Raw genomic sequence first — 18,381 nt, 5'->3', positions numbered from 1 at the left:
CCTGATATTATAATAATACTACTCTACCACTTCATACCCTGCTTCGTCGATAGCCTCTTTTATCTTTTCTAAATCAGCTTTTGTTTCGTCGAATTCAACTTCCACCATATTCTCTTTTGGAAATGCCACAACGGATATTACTCCATCAACATTTCCCACCTCTTTTTCCACTGCCATTTTACAATGATGGCATGTCATTCCTGTAACTTTCAATACTTTTTTCATTTTACACCCCTTTTTTTAATATATTAGCTTCATTTTTCGCAACCTTAAGGCATTGGAAACAACAGAAACAGAGCTAAAAGCCATTGCGGTACCTGCTATTATGGGATTTAAGAACCCAAAAGCAGCAAGAGGAATACCCAAACTATTATAAAACAATGCCCAGAATAGATTTTGCTTAATATTTTTTAAGGTATATTCCCCTATTTTAAATGCATTATAAACTGCTCCTAAGTCACCTCTCATTACCACCACAGATGCAGATTCTATAGCAATATCTGTCCCATTACCCATTGCTATAGCTATATCCGCTGTAGCAAGTGCTGGAGCATCGTTTATTCCATCACCTACCATCGCCACAAATTCTTTTTTCTCTCTTATTTTACTTACATATTCAGCTTTTTCTGAAGGTAGCACTTCGCTTATGACGTTATTTCTATCAAGACCTATCTTTTCCGCAAAAAAATCGGCAGTTTTTCTATTATCTCCCGTTAGCAGAAATACTTCCACACCATCTTTCATAAATCTACCAACCACATCTGCTGCATCATCTTTTAATTGATCCTGCAAAAGAAAGTATCCTTCAAGTCTACCTTCTATATAAATCGCCACGATACTACCAGGCTCCTCTTCAATCGGAGTGTAAGGTTTACCCACAAAAAGCTCTTTTCCAAACCAATATCCCCTCATACCAGATCCACTCTTTTCCTCTATATCTAAAACATCAATATCATCCATTAATAAGCTTGATTTATTCGAAATATATTCAACAATAGCTGAAGCCAGAGGATGGGATGAATGCGATTCTACTTTTTTTACCAGAGAAAATAAGAGATTTTCATCTAAAACACCTGTACTTTGAAATTTTTTAACATATATTTTCCCTGTAGTGATAGTACCGGTCTTATCAAAAATTATCGCCTTAATCTTGTTTATATTTTCAATGGCAGCTGCATCTTTAAAAAGAATCCCTTTTTTTGCACTTACACCGCTTGATACCATTATAGATGTGGGTGTAGCAAGTCCCAGAGCACATGGGCAGGAGATTACAAGAACCGCCACAGCATTTATCAGAGCAGTACTCAAATTGTGTGAATAGGTATACCATCCCAAAAATGTTAAAATAGATACCCCCACAACAGAAGGAACGAAAATATTTGACACCTTATCGGCAAAGCGCTGTATAGGTGCTTTTGAAGTCTGCACATTTTCTATTAATCTGATTATCTGGCTTAATATTGTCCCTTCAGAAGTGGTGGAGGCAATCATTTTAAAAATATAATGTTTATTTATCGTGCCACCTATTACCCTATCCCCTACTGTTTTATCTATAGGAAGAGATTCACCAGTAATCATAGACTCATCAATCAATCCTTTACCCTCAACGATCTCACCATCAACCGGGACTTTATCACCACTACCCACCAACAATAAATCACCCACTTTAATATCCTTTATATCAATTTCATAAATAATACCATCTTTTATAACTTTAGCTTTTTTAGGAGCATAATCAATCAACTTCTTTATTGCATCAGATGCCTTTCCGGTGGCTTTTGCTTCCATATACTTACCGAATAAAACGAGTGTTATCAGTATGGCAGATGTTTCAAAATATAGATCCCCACCTTTAAAGATATTAAATACACTAAATATATAGGCTGTACTCGTACCAAGCGCCACCAGAAGATCCATATTGGCTCCACCAGTTTTTAAGTTGTGATATGCACCTTTATAAAATTGAAAACCACAATAAAACTGCACTGGTGTAGCAAGTATCAATTGAACATATGGGTTCATAAGAAATTCAGCAGAACTTATATGTAATAGGTGAAAAATCATTCCAAGAAAGAGAGGTGTACTAAAAATAAAACCCACAATAATTTTTATTAAAATCCACTTTTCAAAGCTTTCTTCATTGAGATTTTTGTTAAAAAGTTTAGCGCCGTAACCAAGATCTTCAATAATTTTTATAATTTTATCAAGCTGAATTTTCGTTTCATCAAATACTACTTCCCCCGTTTGCAAAGGAAGGTTTACACTGACATTTAAAACTCCATCAGTTCTTTTGAGTTTTTTTTCTATCCTTCCGGAGCATGCAGCACATGTCATTCCTGAAATCGACAATTTCACATTCTTCACCACTCTACCTCCTGGCTTTGCTAATTTATAATTTTAGCTGAAAAAAACAAGATTTTTTAAAATAGGTTATAAAAAAGTCCCCAATTAATTAGGGGACTTTTTAATTTATCGTGTATCTATTGATTAATTCTTTTTATCTAAAAACATTTCAGGCGTCAATCCCACCCTTACTGCCCCCCAATGCTTATCATTGACATAAATAGGCATTGAAAGGTCTGCTATTATCTCTCCGGTGTCCCTGAGATAGATCTGTAATAAGAATTTCTTTTCATTCTTAGCTGCTTTAATACCTGTACTATCATTAAATATCCTCTTATCTCTGCTATAAATCAAATCAGTCTGATAATCCCCTGTAGGTTTTTTGGAGTATTTACTGCAATGGGTGGGGGCATATCCATTTGTATCAACGGCAAGGGCAAATATGGAACCTGGTAACTCACTCATAAATCTATCGTATATATATTGAATGTCGGTTTCAAAGTATTTATCATAATCTGTTTTATATTTTTGAGGGTTTGTATTCGGAATCTTTTTATAATTTTTATCAAAAACATTAATACCCTTATTTGCAAGATTTTTTATGGCATTTGTAACCTCATTCCGGAAGGAGTCAACTTTTCCCAATACCTCTTCAAACATTCCAGAACCAGTTTTAAACCTTGTGACTAATTCCTGCATATTTTGTGTTTGATCATTAAGTATAATCGAATACTCTGTGGAATTCCTGGCATTTTTCAATGTTTCTTCACTTAAATGGCCGACTTCCCCAATACTGTTATTTATATTTTCATTCGTTGAAGACAGCTCCTCTATTGCAGAGGCCATAGATATAAGCTTTTCTCCAATCCTCTCAAAATCCTGGATAAAAAGGTTAAATTTACTCGCTGTATCTGCAACCGTCTCTTTAGCATTAGTTACATTTTCGTAAATCTGTTCAGTTTCTTCTTTTGTTTCATTCACATTCTTAATCATAACTTTTATACTTGAATTTATATCCTGGGCAGCATCTTTTACCTTTTCAGCCAACTTACGGACTTCGTCAGCCACCACTGCAAATCCCCTACCATGCTCACCAGCTCTGGCAGCCTCTATTGCGGCATTGAGGGCAAGAAGGTTTGTCTGATCAGAAATGTCGGTAATTAGATTTATTACTTCCATTATCTTTTGAGAATTTTCAGCAAGCATATTTGTTGTATTTACAAAATTACTTATTTTCTCATTTATCACTTCTACACTATTTATTATTTCATTCATCTGATCTCTTGATTGTCTTGCAAATACTAGATTTTTGTTTGTGGCGTCGGAGATGTTGTTTGTATTTTGAGATATCTCATGAAGGGCTAAGTTGCTCTCATTACTCGCAATAACAATTGTATTGACAAGTTCACTCTGTCTCTGGGCTGCGTTGGTCGTAACCTCCAAATTCTTTCTAACTTTGGCAGCCTCAGTAGCCACAAATATGGTGGATTCTCTTATTTTCGTCATCATATCTCTAAATTTACCAAGAAAACAGTTGAAACTTTCAGCAAGGGTCTTAAATTCATCATATGTACTGACCTGTAGCTCTTTGGAAAGATCCCCTTCCCCTGTACACGCATCATTAAAAAAGAAGACAAGGTGTTTTACTGGAATAACTATTAAATACCTCAAAAATAAAACGACAAAAACTGAAACTAAAAAAGAGATTATTGTCAAAATGATAAAAAATATATATGCCAAATCGATATCAGAATATATATGTTTCATCTGATCTAAAGGAAGATTCAGTGAATGCAGTTTTTCTTTTAGATTTTGCACAAATCCTAAAAAAACAAATATCGCCATTGCCTGAAAAAACACAAAAACCAAAACATTTCCAACTAATTTCTTCGTTAGAGAATTAAAATACTTTCTTTCAAGAAATATGTATATATTTTTAAAAAATTCCATAAAACAACCCCCAACTTTTTTTATTTGTATATATCGGCAAAATACAGCATTTATTTAGTAAAATCAAGAAAATATTTTTTATTTAAAAATACCTTATAATTAGAATATATAAATTTTCATATCATTTTAAGCAGTTTTATCTTCCTACCTTCCATCTCAATGATACCATCATCTTTCAGTTTCTTAAGCATTCTTGAAAAAGCCTCAGGTGTAGCCCCTAAAAGAATAGCCAGATCACCCTTTTTCACTGGCAAAACGATCTCATCACTTTTTTTCTGCTCGGCAAGTGTTTTTATATAATTTAGAAACCTTGTTGAAAGATCTGATAATGTAAGATTTTCGAGCATATTTATAAGATATTTGATTCTTTTTGATAGGGCACCAATCAGTTTCATCGCAAACTTAGATTTTTTACTAATTAATTCTTCAATCTTCTTTGAATCTATTGAAAGAGCAATACAATCTTCCAGAGCAACGGAAGTTACAGGGTATCTATTCTGTAAAAAAAATAATATCTCAGCAAAGATCTCACCACTTTTGACGAAATGGATAATCGCCTCTTTACCCTCATCATTTGTTTTGTATAGCTTTATAAGACCTGATATCAAAAAAAACACATTAGATCCATGCTCACCTTCAATAAAAAAAATTTCCCCTTTCTTTTTAGTAACTACTGCAGTGACAGTTTCCATCATACTACAAAGTTCTTCATCAATTCCACCAAGAAAAGTGTTACAGAATATTCTTATGGCATCTATCTTTTTCATAGTTTAAAAATATAATTTTTTTTTGACCTAAGTCAATTCTTTTTAAGATAAAATGAGTATTATTACCATCAGAACAAAAAAACAAGGAGGACAAGATGAGTATGTTTTGTTATCAATGTTCCGAAGCTGCAAAAAATATTGCATGTACCACCAGAGGTGTATGCGGAAAAGATGATAAGGTGGCCAAACTGGAGGATATGTTAGTTTATAACCTTAAAGGACTTGCTTATTGGACAAAACTTGCCAGAGAAAAAGGTGTCACAGATGAAGAAGCAGATCTTTTTCTCCTGGAAGGGCTTTTTTCCACCATCACAAACGTAAACTTTGATCCACAAAGATTCGTAGAATACAACAATAAGGCAATTGACCTGAGAAACAGGATGAAAGATTTAGCAGTATCAAAAGGAGCCAATGCTAATGCCCCTTACGATGCAGCCACCTGGAAACCGGAGAGAACAGAGGCAGATTACCTCGCCAAAGCAGCAGCCGCATCAATCTTAGCTGAAGAAAATGAAGATATAAGATCCCTCAAAGAACTCCTTACCTATGGATTAAAAGGGATAGCTGCTTATGCAGACCACGCTTATGTGTTGAAATTTAAATCTGAAGAGATATTTAAATTTACAGAAGATGCTTTAGTAGAAACACTGAGAAAGGATATAACCGTAAATGAGCTTATCTCACTTGTCTTAAAAGCTGGCGAAATTGCTGTCAAAACCATGGAGCTTTTGGACAGAGCAAACACATCCACATATGGAAAACCTGAAATTACTCAGGTTTTTACAGGTTTAGTTGATGGGCCCGGAATACTTGTATCTGGTCACGATCTTTTAGATCTGGAAGAGCTACTCAAACAAACAGAAGGCAAAGGAGTAAACATTTATACCCATGGTGAAATGTTGCCTGCACACGCATATCCGGAGCTAAAAAAATACAAACACCTGATAGGAAACTTTGGGACAGCCTGGTACAATCAGAGGGAAGAGTTTGAACAATTTAATGGTGCTATATTATTCACCACAAACTGCATTGTACCTCCGAAAGATAGCTATAAAGATAGAGTATTCACAACAGAGCTCGTTGGATGGCCTGGTATAAAACACATTCCAAATGCAACTAATGGAAAGATGAAAGATTTCTCACCTGTGATTCAAAAAGCTATAGAATGCGGTGGTTTGAAAGCAAAAGATGGTAAAAAAATCACCATAGGTTTTGCCCACGATCAGGTGATGGCTCTGGCGGATAAAGTAATCGATGCCGTAAATAAAGGTGCAATAAAAAGATTTGTGGTTATGGCTGGTTGTGATGGCAGAGCTAAAGAAAGGGAATACTATACAGATGTGGCCAAAAATCTACCAAAAGATACCGTAATACTCACAGCTGGTTGTGCTAAATATAGATACAACATGCTTGATCTTGGGGATATAGGTGGAATACCAAGAGTTTTGGATGCTGGCCAGTGCAATGACTCTTACTCACTTGCTTACATTGCATTAAAACTGAAAGAGGCTTTTGGACTGGACGATATAAATAAACTACCAATATCATACGATATAGCATGGTATGAGCAGAAAGCTGTTTGTGTATTACTTGCCCTTTTATATTTAGGTGTTAAAGGGATCAGGCTTGGGCCAGTCCTTCCTGCCTTTCTATCACCAAATGTTGCAAAAGTGTTAGTAGAAAATTTCAATATTAAACCTATATCATCAGTAAAAGAAGATATAGAAGCAATGATGGCTGGAAAATAAGAACCAAATATTTCAAAATGCTAGGGGGTGGTCATCCACCCCTTTTTTTATTATAAAAAAAATAAACCACAAAAAATAATATATTAAAAATCATATAGACTCTTTTTGTGTTTGAGTTGCTTCTTATTATAGATTATATCTATCAATAAATACAATAATTGACACTCTTTCTACATTTACAAATAAATCAATTAAATAAATCTACAAATGATGTGACTAACAAAAAAATGTGTTCAATCATGGAATACATTATCTATATTTATAAATTATTTACTAAAACATATTGACAATTACCTTATTCTATAATAATAAACTTTAGAAATAAAACGGGGGTTGATATGAAAATAAAAAAACTTATGTGTGCAAATAGAGGCGAAATAGCAATTAGAGTTTTTCGCGCCTGTACCGAGCTCGGCATTAGAACAGTTGCGATATATTCCGAGGAAGATAAATACTCTTTACACAGATACAAGGCGGATGAGGCTTATTTAGTGGGAAAAGGATTAGATCCAATCTCTGCCTATATGAATATAGACGAATTAATTGATCTGGCAATAAGACGAGGTATAGATGCCATCCACCCCGGGTATGGATTTTTAGCCGAATCATACGAATTTGCAGAAGCTTGTGAAAAGGCTGGGATAATATTTATTGGACCAAAGCCAGAGGTAATGAAAATTTTCGGAGATAAAAAATTAGCAAAAGATATTGCAAAAAAATGCAAAGTCCCAATTATTGAAGGTTCTGAAGATATAGTTGCAGATTTAGAGGATGCAAAAAAGATATCTAAATCAATAGGTTACCCAGTGCTTTTAAAAGCCACGGCAGGTGGAGGTGGAAGAGGAATAAGAATATGCCACAATGAAAAGGAACTTGAAGAAAATTTTGATTCTGCTTCAAGGGAAGCAATCAAAGCATTTGGTAAAGGTGATATAATAATTGAAAAATATATAGAAAATCCAAAACATATTGAAATTCAGCTTCTGGGAGATAAACATGGAAATATAGTCCATCTTTATGAAAGGGACTGTTCCATACAGAGGAGACATCAAAAACTAATTGAAATAGCTCCTTCAATCAATATTCCGGAAAAAACTCTCCAGAAACTTTACCAGAATTCTGTGGACATAGGAAAAGCCACCGGCCTTTATTGTGCTGCCACTGCGGAATTCCTTGTAGATTCAAAAGGTAACCATTATTTTCTTGAAGTAAACCCCAGAATACAGGTGGAACATACTGTTACTGAGTTGATCACTGGTATCGATATAGTACAGGCTCAAATATTGGTATCAGAAGGTAAGGCACTCTCAGATCAGGAAGTAGGGATAAAAAATCAGTCAGAAATATATAAACATGGCTTTGCGATTCAATGCCGTGTAACAACTGAGGATCCAGAAAACGGTTTTCTGCCTGACACTGGAGAAATAGAGGCGTACCGAATTGCAACTGGTTTTGGAATAAGGCTTGATGCTGGCAACGGCTTTGCTGGTGCCAAAATCACCCCTCATTACGACTCTCTATTAGTGAAGGTCTGTAGCTGGGCAACATCTTTTGAGCAGGCAACAAAGAAGATGAATAGAGCCTTAAGTGAATTCAGGATACGTGGAGTAAAGACAAACATCCCATTTTTACAGAATGTTATTACCAATAACAACTTCATCTCAGGCAATTTTAATACAAACTTCATCGATACTAACCCAGATTTATTAAAATTTCCAAAACCACAGGACAGAGCAACAAAAGTACTAAAATTTTTGGCAAACAATATAGTAAACAACCCTTCCGGCGTTAAGCTTGAAGACAATACGGTTCTTCCTCCCATCAGGATCCCGGTTGTAAAATATGGGGAGCATATTCCCGCCGGAACTAAAGATATCCTGAACAGACATGGTGTAAAAGGTGTCATAGACTATATCAAACAGAGTAAAGAGGTACTTTTCACAGACACCACAATGAGAGATGCCCATCAGTCCCTCCTTGCAACAAGGCTCAGAACAAAGGATATGCTGGCCATTGCCGACGCCTATGCCCATCATCTAAACGGATTATTCTCTCTTGAAATGTGGGGTGGTGCAACATTTGATGTATCATATAGATTCTTAAAGGAGTCCCCATGGGAAAGGCTCAGGTTATTGAGAGAGAAAATTCCAAATATTCTATTTCAAATGCTTTTAAGAGGCTCCAATGCTGTGGGATATACAAATTACCCGGATAATGTAATAAAAGAGTTCATCAGATTAGCATCTAAAAATGGTATAGATATCTTCAGGATATTCGATTGTTTCAATTGGGTGGATCAGATGACCCTTGCCATAGAAGAGGTAAAAAAGAACGATAAAATTGCCGAGGCAGCCATCTGCTACACTGGAGACATACTAGATCCCAAAAAGGTCAAGTACAGCCTGAAATATTATATAAATCTTGCCAGAGAGCTTGCAAATGCTGGTACAGATATAATAGGGATAAAAGATATGGCAGGGTTACTCAAGCCGTATGCCGCAAAGATTTTAGTAAAAGCCATAAAAGAGGAGACGGGGCTACCACTTCATTTCCACACCCACGACACCAGCGGTAACGGAGAGGCTTCGGTATTAATGGCTATTGAAGCAGGAGCTGACATAGTAGACTGTGCAATATCTTCAATGAGTGGACTGACCAGTCAACCGAATTTAAATTCTATACTCTACGCCATAGAATCTACAGAAAGGCATTCTTCGATAGATAAAAAATGGGCACAAAATGTTTCAGATTATTTCGAAAGGGTAAGAAGATATTACTTCCCATTTGAAAGCGGTTTAAAATCAGCCACAGCAGAGGTATATGAACATGAGATACCAGGAGGACAGTATTCCAACCTTGTTGTGCAGGTGGAGGCAACTGGTTTAATTGATCGCTGGGAAGATGTAAGAAAAATGTACGCAAAAGTTAACAAAGAACTTGGTGACATTATAAAAGTTACCCCTTCGTCAAAAGTGGTGGGTGATCTGGCCATATTCTTAGTGAGAAACAATCTTGATATTGAAGATCTCTATGAAAAAGGGGATCAGTTATCTTTACCCGAATCTGTGATATCTTTCTTTAAAGGGATGCTTGGCCAGCCTTACGGTGGATTCCCGGATAAGCTACAAAGCATAATTTTAAAAGGTGACAACCCTTTAAAAGTTAGACCTGGAGAAATGCTTTCCCCATACGATTTTGAAAAAGCCAGAAGTGATTTACAAAAGGATTTTGGTAGAGAGTTTAGTGATGAAGCGGTAGTTAGCTACGCACTTTACCCACAGGTGTTCAAAGAGTATCTAAACTTTGTTAATGAATATGGAGATGGATCAGTATTTGATACAAAAGATTATTTTTATCCTTTGAGAAAGGAAGAGGAGATAGAAGTCAATATAGAGGAAGGGAAAACTCTCATCATCAAGTATCTAGGTCTCAGTGAGCCTGACGAAAAAGGTTACAGAAAAGTGTATTTTGAATTTAACGGTCAGGCAAGAACTGTAAGAATCAAAGATGAAAAATTAACAGACATAATAAAAGCAAATAGAAAAGGTGACATAAACAATCCAAAAGAAGTATGTGCATCAATGCCTGGGAAAATCACCAAAATAAACGTCAAAAAAGGTGATAGTGTAAAAAAAGGTGATCTTCTGGCCATAACCGAAGCAATGAAAATGGAAACTAAAATTGTTGCAAATACAGATGGAATAATAGAAGAGATCTTTTTAAATCAAGGAGATAAGATTGAAGCTGGTGACCTTTTAATCAAGATCGCTTGACTTCCATAAACAGCCGCCTAAGGGCGGCCCCCCCTTTTTTTATATATTAAGAGGAACCTTTTGATAAAGTTTTGTTATAAAATTATAGCGATCTTTAACTTTGTTATAATAACTCTTCGGTAAATTTATTTTTAATGTCATCAATGAATATACTTTGTTTACACCTATATTATAAGCTATAAGTGCATATTTGTGGTTACCATCAAATTTTTTGAGAAGATATGAATAGTAGCTGATTCCTAACTTTACGTTAATCAGCAGATCATTTATTCTCCTTGTTGAAACTTTTATATTTTCCTTTACTGCTATATACCTTGCAGTATCATCTTTTATCTGCATCAAACCTTTTGCACCTTTTATCGACTCGCTGTCAGCTCTAAAATCACTTTCCACATCCATAATGGCAACTACGAGATAAGGGTCAAGCTTCTTCTTATAAGACTCTTGAACTATCGCAAGGGCAAGTTCATAGTTATTAATTTCATTATGATAAAAGTCGTTTCTTTTTATGTAATCTGATATGTTAATCACATCGTTGTAAAAATTAACCTGATTTTTTAGTAAGTTATGATATGTAATCTTCTTCATATACTCTAATTCAATTTTTTCTTTCCTAACGAGATAATATTTAAATGTAAAATAATCAACACCAACTTTTACCAAAAATAACAATACAATTGTTATAGCTATCGATATTAAAAATTTAACCCAAAAAGATATTTTAGATTCCATTTTCATAAAAAGAATATATATTATAGTTGAATAAATTTCCATACAAAAGGTGCTAATTGTTGTATTTTGGTAGATTTATCAAACGATATAAAAGATTCTTTGTGGATGTTGAATATGAAAACAACATAATCACATGTCACAATCCCAATACAGGTTCCATGAGAAACCTTTTGGTTAAAGGGGCGCCCGTTTGTTTTTCCAGATCAAACAATACGAAAAGAAAATTGCAATACACCCTTGAAGGGATATACCTTGATAACCAATGGATACAAACAAACACTATAAAAACAAACAGAATTGTTTACAATGCTTTGAAAAAAGGTGAAATTGTTGAATTTACAAATATAACCAAACTTGTCCGGGAATACTCCATCGGAAATAATAGAATCGACTTTTATTTGGAATCAAATAGCCAAAAGATCCTTATTGAAGTAAAATCTGTATCTTTATTCGATAGGGAATATGCTATGTTTCCCGATGCTAAAACCGAAAGAGGCTTAAAACATCTAATAGTTTTAAAAAATTCCATCGATCTTGGCTACATACCTTATCTTTTATATCTGATACAGAGCAATAGAGGAAAGTTTAGGTGTGCGGAAGAGTTTGATAAGAGATATTGTGAAATCTATAAAGAACTTGTTCCAAAATTTATAAAACCTTTGTTTTATCAGAATGTTTTTGATCCTTACAATAACACAAACTCACTCCACAGGTTAGATATTTTAAAATAATTTGCAAAAAATATAAAATAGTTGATTTTATGAAAAAACAATGTATAATATATGAAAAATCTATATACAGGAGCTTTAATTGATAGCAAAAGAAGGATTTCCATACGTTGCCATTGCTGGTGGGCTTTTTCTCATAGTATTTTTTCTTCCTAAATGGTTTTTTACCCTTTTATTTTTATCTTTAACAGTTCTATTCATTATCTTTTTTAGAGACCCTGAGAGGGATATACCGGTAGAAGATGGTATCGCTGTTTCAGGTGCAGATGGTAAAATAGTAGAAATCTCAGAAGAAGAGATAGATGGTGAAAAATTTAAAAAAATATCCGTTTTTATGAATATATTCAATGTCCATGTAAACAGAGTACCTGTGGATGGTGAAGTGATAAGTGTGTTACACAAACCGGGCAAATTTTTATCTGCCGACAAAAAAGAGAGCTCTTTTGTAAACGAACAGAATATAATTACAATTCAATCTAAATACGGTAAAGTAATCGTTAAACAGGTGGCGGGGTTTGTGGCAAGAAGAACAGTATCATATCTTGAACCTGGAGATAAGGTAAAGCTTGGTGATAGACTTGGTATTATAAAATTCTCTTCAAGAGTCGACCACTATTTACCAATTTCTGCAAAAATAAACGTTGATATTGATGACTTAGTATATGCAGGTGAGACAATCATAGCAAGATTTCAGGTGGATGAGGAATTTTAATGATCCGTAGAAATCTTATATTTCCAAACCTGATTACCATAATGTCGATGTTCGCCGGATTTTATTCAATAGTTGCCTCTTTAAACGATCTCTATGTGAATGCTGCATATGCAATACTAGTTTCCTTTATATTTGATGGATTGGATGGTAAAATTGCAAGGTTATTAAATGCCACCAGCGATTTTGGAGTACAGCTCGACTCTTTAAGCGATTTGTTGGCCTTTGGTGTTGCTCCAGCTGTTTTGGTGTATAAATGGTTGCTCATCCCTTATGGAAGAATAGGATGGATGGCGGCATTCTTATTTGTTGCGTGTGGTGCACTTAGATTAGCACGTTTCAATGTACAGGCGGGAAAGATAGATAGCAGTTTTTTTGTGGGTTTACCAATACCTGCTGCCGCAGGTGTGATAGCCTCAAGCGTTCTGTTTGTGAAGGAATTTTTTGGTGATCCATACTTTTTTTCAATACCGATCACTTATGTTCTTTTGATTTATGTTCTTGCCTTTCTTATGGTGAGTAACTTCCCTTATTACAGTTTTAAAAAACTTGAATGGGTATCTGTTAAGCCCTTCAACATACTTGTTATTTTTGTTCTTTTCATATTTTTAATGGGTCTCTATCCACAGTTGATGCTATTTGTATTCTTTGTTTTGTTTGCCCTTTCAGGTATCGTTTTAAAGCTCCTCCGACTCCACAACAAAAAACCTGTATATTCTGAGTCTGGGACCAAAAAGGTATTATAAATTTTAATTAGGATTAAAACAGGGCCCCGACTTAGAAGAAGTTGGGGCTTTTTTTTATACAAATTATATGGAGGTAAAAAAAATGAGTAGAAAAATTATGATCTTCGACACAACGTTAAGAGATGGAGAGCAGGCACCAGGATTCAGTATGAATGTTGAAGAAAAGATTAAAATGGCATTACAGTTGGAAAAGCTTGGAGTGGACGTTATAGAAGCTGGTTTTCCGATTTCATCCCCCGGTGATTTTGAAGCTGTTACAAAGGTAGCCAAAACAGTAAAAAAACCGATAGTAACCGGCCTCTGTAGGGCAAACGAAAAAGATATACAGGTGGGATGGGATGCCCTCAAACATGCAGTTAGACCAAGGATTCACACATTTATTGCGACATCTGATATCCACATGAAATATAAATTGAAAATGACTCCTGAAGAAGTACTTGAAATTGCAGTTAATGCAGTTAAATTTGCAAGGAATCTCTGTGACGATGTGGAATTCAGTGCAGAAGATGCCACAAGAAGTGATCTCGACTTTTTATGTAAAGTAGTGGAAGAAGTGATAAAAGCCGGTGCAAAAACTGTAAACCTTCCGGATACCGTTGGTTACACTGTACCGATGGAATATGAAAAGATAATTTCCACAATAATGAATAAAGTGCCAAACGTGGATAAAGCAGTCATTAGTGTCCACTGTCATAATGACCTTGGCCTTGCGGTTGCAAATTCTCTTGCAGCCGTTAAAGCAGGTGCTGGACAGGTGGAGTGCACAATAAATGGTATAGGTGAAAGGGCGGGCAACTGCTCTCTTGAAGAAGTGGTAATGGCACTTTATGTCAGAAAGCAACTTTTTGATGTTGAAACAGGTATAAATACAAGAGAGATATACCGTTCAAGCAGACTTCTTACATCCATAACAGGCGTAGATGTACAGCCAAATAAAGCGATCGTAGGTAAAAATGCATTTGCCCATGAGGCAGGTATCCATCAGGATGGTGTATTAAAAGAAAGAACAACATATGAAATCATGACCCCAGAAAGTGTGGGATATCCATCTAATAAACTGGTACTTGGCAAGCATTCAGGCAGACATGCATTCGTGGCAAGATTAAAAGAGATCGGTTTCGAACTGAACAATAACGAAATCGAAATAGCTTTTGCAAAATTCAAAGAACTTGCCGACAAAAAGAAAGAGGTATACGATGAAGATATTGCTGCCATAGTAGAAAATCAAATATCATCCCACAAAGAGTATTTTTCTCTCGAATACCTCAACGTTACAAGTGGTAATACATCTATACCCACAGCAACCCTACAGGTTTCCAATGAAAAAGGAGATATTCTGACGGATGCATCTATAGGTGATGGCCCAGTGGATGCTTCATTTAGAGCCATTGAAAGGGTAACAGGTGTGGAAGGTAGACTAAAAACGTATAAGATTCAGGCTGTAAGTGCTGGTAAAGATGCGCAAGGGGAGGTTTCCCTCACCGTAGAATTTGAAAAATCTGGCTACGATATCTCAGGCAAAGGGTATTCCACTGATATAGTACAGGCAAGCGCATTGGCCTGGATTAATGCGTTAAACAGATATCTAACAAGAAAAAATATTGGTAAAAACATCGAAGATAAAGGGATTTAAAATTAAATATTGAATTATCTTAAAAAAAGTATATATTAAATATATCCGTGGGGGTGCTCTTTTAAAGGGCTGAGAAATACCCCTCGAACCTGATACGGGTAATGCCGTCGAAGGGAACGGGTTTAAAAATGCCATCCGTTTCTATCGGCGGATGGCATTTTTTTATACTAAAAAATATGGAGTCAATCATGTTTACAAATGAACTAATTATTGCAGGTCGAAAATTTCGAAGTAGATTGATGCTTGGTACTGGCAAATTCCCATCAAGCAAAATCATGCAGCAGGCACTTGAAGAATCTGGAGCAGAGATAATAACCGTAGCATTAAGGCGAGTGGATATTAATGACAAACAGGATGACATATTATCACACATAGATACCAATAAATACCTTCTTCTTCCTAATACATCAGGTGCAAGGGATACAGAGGAGGCAGTGCGTCTTGCAAGATTGGCAAGAGCTGCCGGTTGCGAACCTTGGGTAAAGCTGGAGGTTACTCCTGATCCCTACTACCTTCTGCCAGATCCTATAGAAACATTTAAGGCTGCTGAGATCTTAGTCAAAGATGGTTTCAATGTTTTACCTTACATAAATGCTGATCCGGTACTGGCCAAAAGACTTGAAGAGATTGGTTGTGTAACTGTGATGCCCCTTGGGGCTCCAATTGGTAGCAACCGTGGTATAAAAACTATAGAAAACTTAAGAATAATCATTGAGCAGTCAAACGTACCAGTCGTGGTAGATGCTGGTATCGGAGCCCCCAGCCATGCCGCATTAGCCTTAGAGATGGGGGCTGATGCAGTACTCATCAATACCGCTATTGCCACAGCAGACAACCCTGTGGAAATGGCAAAGGCATTCAGATATGCGGTGGAAGCCGCCTGCCATGCTATAAATGCTGGCATGCCCACCGAAAAATTAAGGGCTGAAGCATCAAGTCCATTAACTGGTTTTTTGAGGGATTAGTATGAGCTTTTTTGATATTATAACTAATTATAAATGGGAAGATATAAAATCGTACATATATAGCAGAACTGCAGATGACGTGATTAAATCCTTAAACAAAACAAAACTCTCCGAGGAAGATTTTGCATCTTTACTATCGCCTGCTGCAGAGTCTTTTCTCGAAAATATGGCAAGGCTATCAAAAGCCATTACGTTGCGGAGGTTTGGTAAAACCATTCAACTTTACGCTCCACTATATTTGTCAAACGAATGCATCAATTCCTGTGTCTACTGCGGATTCAACAGAAAAAATGTTATCCCAAGAAAAACCCTTACATTTGAAGAGATTGATAAAGAGGCAAAAGCCATATCTTCTGAAGGGATAAAGCATATACTTCTTGTTTCTGGAGAATCACCAAAACATGTTAGTATGGAATATCTCAAAAAGGCTACAGAAATATGTAAAAATTATTTCTCTTCAATAAGTATAGAGATTCAACCTCTTTCCACAGAAGAATACAACACCCTCTATCATCACGGAGTAGATGGCCTTACAATCTATCAGGAAACATACAATATGGAATCATACAAAAAATACCATTTGGGCGGGAAAAAGACAGATTATAGATGGAGACTTGATACCCCCGAAAGAGGTGCCGAAGCTGGATTTAGAACAGTAGGTTTGGGAGCCTTAATGGGGCTTGAAGATTTTAGAGTGGAAGAGTTTTTTGTGGGACTACATGCCAGATATCTTATGAAAAAATACTGGAAAACACATATAAAAGTATCCTTCCCAAGAATAAGACATGCGGAGGGTGGATTTAAACCTGAATATCCGGTAACTGATAGAAATCTCCTTCAATCCATGTTTGCCTTAAGGATATTTTTAAATGATGTGGGGCTTGTGATATCCACAAGAGAACCTTCTGAATTCAGGGATAATATCTTAGGCCTTGGTGTCACACAGATGAGTGCGGGATCCAAAACAAACCCTGGTGGATATACAGAAAAAACAGCTTCCGGTCAACAGTTTTCAATGGAAGATACCAGAAGTGTAAAAGAGTTTGTGGAATCCCTGAAGAAAAAAGGTTTTGATCCTGTATTTAAAGATTTTGATCAAACATTTATGGGTGGGGTTGCCTGATTTGAATTGCTGAGCCTACACCCACTAAAATTAGAGCTGACAGCAGGATTAAAAATGCGTTCCATCCAAAAGATTTATACAAATATCCTGGCAGGAATGTACCTAAAACTCCGCCAGTGTAGTAAAACGAGACATATAAACCATTCACAATACCTTTGTTGGTAATGGCAAGCTTATTTAAAAAACCTGAAGCTATTGAATGTGTCGTAAACATACCGGTGCAGAATACAAACATAGCAAAGAAGATAAAAAAGATGCTCTTTACGCTAAATAATGGTATGCTCATTATATATATCACCAAACCATATAGTATGACTTTTTTTTCTGTTTTAAAAAACTTTATCAGCAACATTGAAAAAAGTGAAACGATAATCCCCATTACGTAGCCGGAATAGCTCAAACCGATGATAAATTCACTTACATTGTCTGAAATCTCTTTTAATCTGAAAGGGATAAAGTTTAACATCGCCGCAAAAACAAAAAATGTACAAAATATTGTGATATAAATATTTAAAAAAGGGTGTGTTTTGATAACGTTCATGGCATTCTTTAATGTTATCCGCTCCTTCACCTGAATTTTGTAATCAGAGATGAAAAAAAGCAAAATAAAACTTATGGCAAGGCTAAACCCAAGTATAAGAAAACCATACCTCCATCCAAACAATTTTGAAATAAGTCCTGAAATAAATCTACCAAGGAATCCACCCAATATCGTTGCCGCTATGTAATATGACATAACCCTCTGTATCATTGATTTTTCAGAAGCCATGGAAACAAAGGTCATGAGAGATGTTAATACTCCTGGAATTGAAAAACCCTGGAGTAGTCTAACAAATATAAGAAGGTAAAAATCGTTTATGAAATATATTGAAATTTCCAGCACCACAAGTATACTTATTGCAAAAGACATGACTCTCTTGGCGGTGAATTTTTCCAGCACAAAACCGTAAATTATAGGGGAAAGGCTTAAAGGGAGCATCGTTACAGTTGTAATCAATGCTGCACTGGATTTATCAACCCCAAATTCTTTCATCAATACAGGCAGTAAAGGTTGAGGTGAATAAAGCACAGAAAAAGTAAGCACCGCAGTATATACGACAAAGGATATATCTTTTAAACTCATATTTCTAATTAAAGCCTTTAGATAGAAATGTCAAATGAAAA

The 18,381-nt window shown here is 35.7% G+C and carries 14 protein-coding genes and 1 riboswitch; of the genes, 8 read left to right on the top strand and 6 right to left on the bottom strand.

The annotated features are described in order from the left end of the window. Positions 1–18: 18 nt before the first annotated feature. From ACP5Q2_RS01750 to ACP5Q2_RS01735, 4 genes are all read right to left on the bottom strand, one after another. Complete coding sequence (locus tag ACP5Q2_RS01750) at positions 19–225, bottom strand: copper ion binding protein (RefSeq protein WP_424604840.1); 207 nt, start codon at positions 223–225, stop codon at positions 19–21. Positions 226–240: 15 nt separating this feature from the next. Next, positions 241–2,364 carry a heavy metal translocating P-type ATPase gene (locus tag ACP5Q2_RS01745; protein WP_424604839.1) on the bottom strand — a complete coding sequence of 708 codons (2,124 nt, stop codon included), beginning with the start codon at positions 2,362–2,364 and terminating at the stop codon, positions 241–243. Between the two features lie 123 nt (positions 2,365–2,487). Continuing rightward, positions 2,488–4,293, bottom strand: a complete 1,806-nt coding sequence (locus ACP5Q2_RS01740) for a methyl-accepting chemotaxis protein (RefSeq protein ID WP_428096572.1) — start codon at positions 4,291–4,293, stop codon at positions 2,488–2,490. A 116-nt stretch (positions 4,294–4,409) separates the two neighbouring features. Beyond that, entirely contained in the window at positions 4,410–5,060 is a 651-nt protein-coding gene (locus ACP5Q2_RS01735; RefSeq protein ID WP_428096569.1) for a Crp/Fnr family transcriptional regulator, read from the bottom strand. Between the two features lie 95 nt (positions 5,061–5,155). Here ACP5Q2_RS01735 and hcp point away from each other — a divergent pair, with 95 nt between their 5' ends. Together hcp and ACP5Q2_RS01725 are read left to right on the top strand one after the other, a co-directional pair. Then, a complete protein-coding gene (gene hcp / locus ACP5Q2_RS01730; RefSeq protein ID WP_428096566.1) occupies positions 5,156–6,808 on the top strand; it encodes a hydroxylamine reductase in 1,653 nt (550 codons plus the stop codon). A 338-nt stretch (positions 6,809–7,146) separates the two neighbouring features. Beyond that, positions 7,147–10,581 (top strand): pyruvate carboxylase, encoded by a 3,435-nt coding sequence (locus ACP5Q2_RS01725; RefSeq protein ID WP_428096563.1) that lies wholly within the window; start codon positions 7,147–7,149, stop codon positions 10,579–10,581. A 39-nt stretch (positions 10,582–10,620) separates the two neighbouring features. Here the strand turns inward: ACP5Q2_RS01725 and ACP5Q2_RS01720 are convergent, their stop codons facing one another. Continuing rightward, positions 10,621–11,319 (bottom strand): lytic transglycosylase domain-containing protein, encoded by a 699-nt coding sequence (locus tag ACP5Q2_RS01720; protein ID WP_424604834.1) that lies wholly within the window; start codon positions 11,317–11,319, stop codon positions 10,621–10,623. 53 nt (positions 11,320–11,372) lie between these two features. Between ACP5Q2_RS01720 and sfsA the strand changes: the two genes are divergently transcribed. The 6 genes from sfsA (at position 11,373) to thiH (ending at position 17,217) form a co-directional block, all read left to right on the top strand. Then, positions 11,373–12,044: a DNA/RNA nuclease SfsA gene (gene sfsA, locus ACP5Q2_RS01715; protein ID WP_424604833.1), complete on the top strand. Its 672-nt coding sequence runs from the start codon at positions 11,373–11,375 to the stop codon at positions 12,042–12,044. A 79-nt stretch (positions 12,045–12,123) separates the two neighbouring features. Further along, positions 12,124–12,753, top strand: coding sequence for a phosphatidylserine decarboxylase (locus ACP5Q2_RS01710; RefSeq protein ID WP_428096559.1), 630 nt, complete (start codon positions 12,124–12,126; stop codon positions 12,751–12,753). Then, positions 12,753–13,496, top strand: coding sequence for a CDP-diacylglycerol--serine O-phosphatidyltransferase (pssA, locus tag ACP5Q2_RS01705; protein ID WP_428096556.1), 744 nt, complete (start codon positions 12,753–12,755; stop codon positions 13,494–13,496). Before ACP5Q2_RS01710 ends, pssA begins: the two co-directional genes overlap by 1 nt. A 67-nt stretch (positions 13,497–13,563) precedes the next feature. Next, positions 13,564–15,129 (top strand): 2-isopropylmalate synthase, encoded by a 1,566-nt coding sequence (locus tag ACP5Q2_RS01700; RefSeq protein ID WP_428096553.1) that lies wholly within the window; start codon positions 13,564–13,566, stop codon positions 15,127–15,129. Between the two features lie 39 nt (positions 15,130–15,168). Next, a riboswitch (TPP riboswitch) is annotated at positions 15,169–15,262 on the top strand. Between the two features lie 55 nt (positions 15,263–15,317). Further along, positions 15,318–16,094, top strand: a complete 777-nt coding sequence (locus ACP5Q2_RS01695) for a thiazole synthase (protein WP_424604829.1) — start codon at positions 15,318–15,320, stop codon at positions 16,092–16,094. Position 16,095: 1 nt separating this feature from the next. After that, complete coding sequence (gene thiH / locus ACP5Q2_RS01690) at positions 16,096–17,217, top strand: 2-iminoacetate synthase ThiH (RefSeq protein ID WP_424604828.1); 1,122 nt, start codon at positions 16,096–16,098, stop codon at positions 17,215–17,217. Here thiH and ACP5Q2_RS01685 read toward each other — a convergent pair. Beyond that, positions 17,198–18,340: an MFS transporter gene (locus ACP5Q2_RS01685; RefSeq protein WP_428096549.1), complete on the bottom strand. Its 1,143-nt coding sequence runs from the start codon at positions 18,338–18,340 to the stop codon at positions 17,198–17,200. The genes thiH and ACP5Q2_RS01685 overlap by 20 nt on opposite strands. Between the last annotated feature and the right edge of the window lie 41 nt (positions 18,341–18,381).

This window comes from Calditerrivibrio sp., assembly GCF_049968475.1.
GTDB classification, from domain to species: Bacteria; Chrysiogenota; Deferribacteres; order Deferribacterales; family Calditerrivibrionaceae; genus Calditerrivibrio; species Calditerrivibrio nitroreducens_A.
The sequence above is the reverse complement of the archived record's forward strand: the minus strand, read 5'-3'. Positions and strand labels throughout refer to the sequence as shown.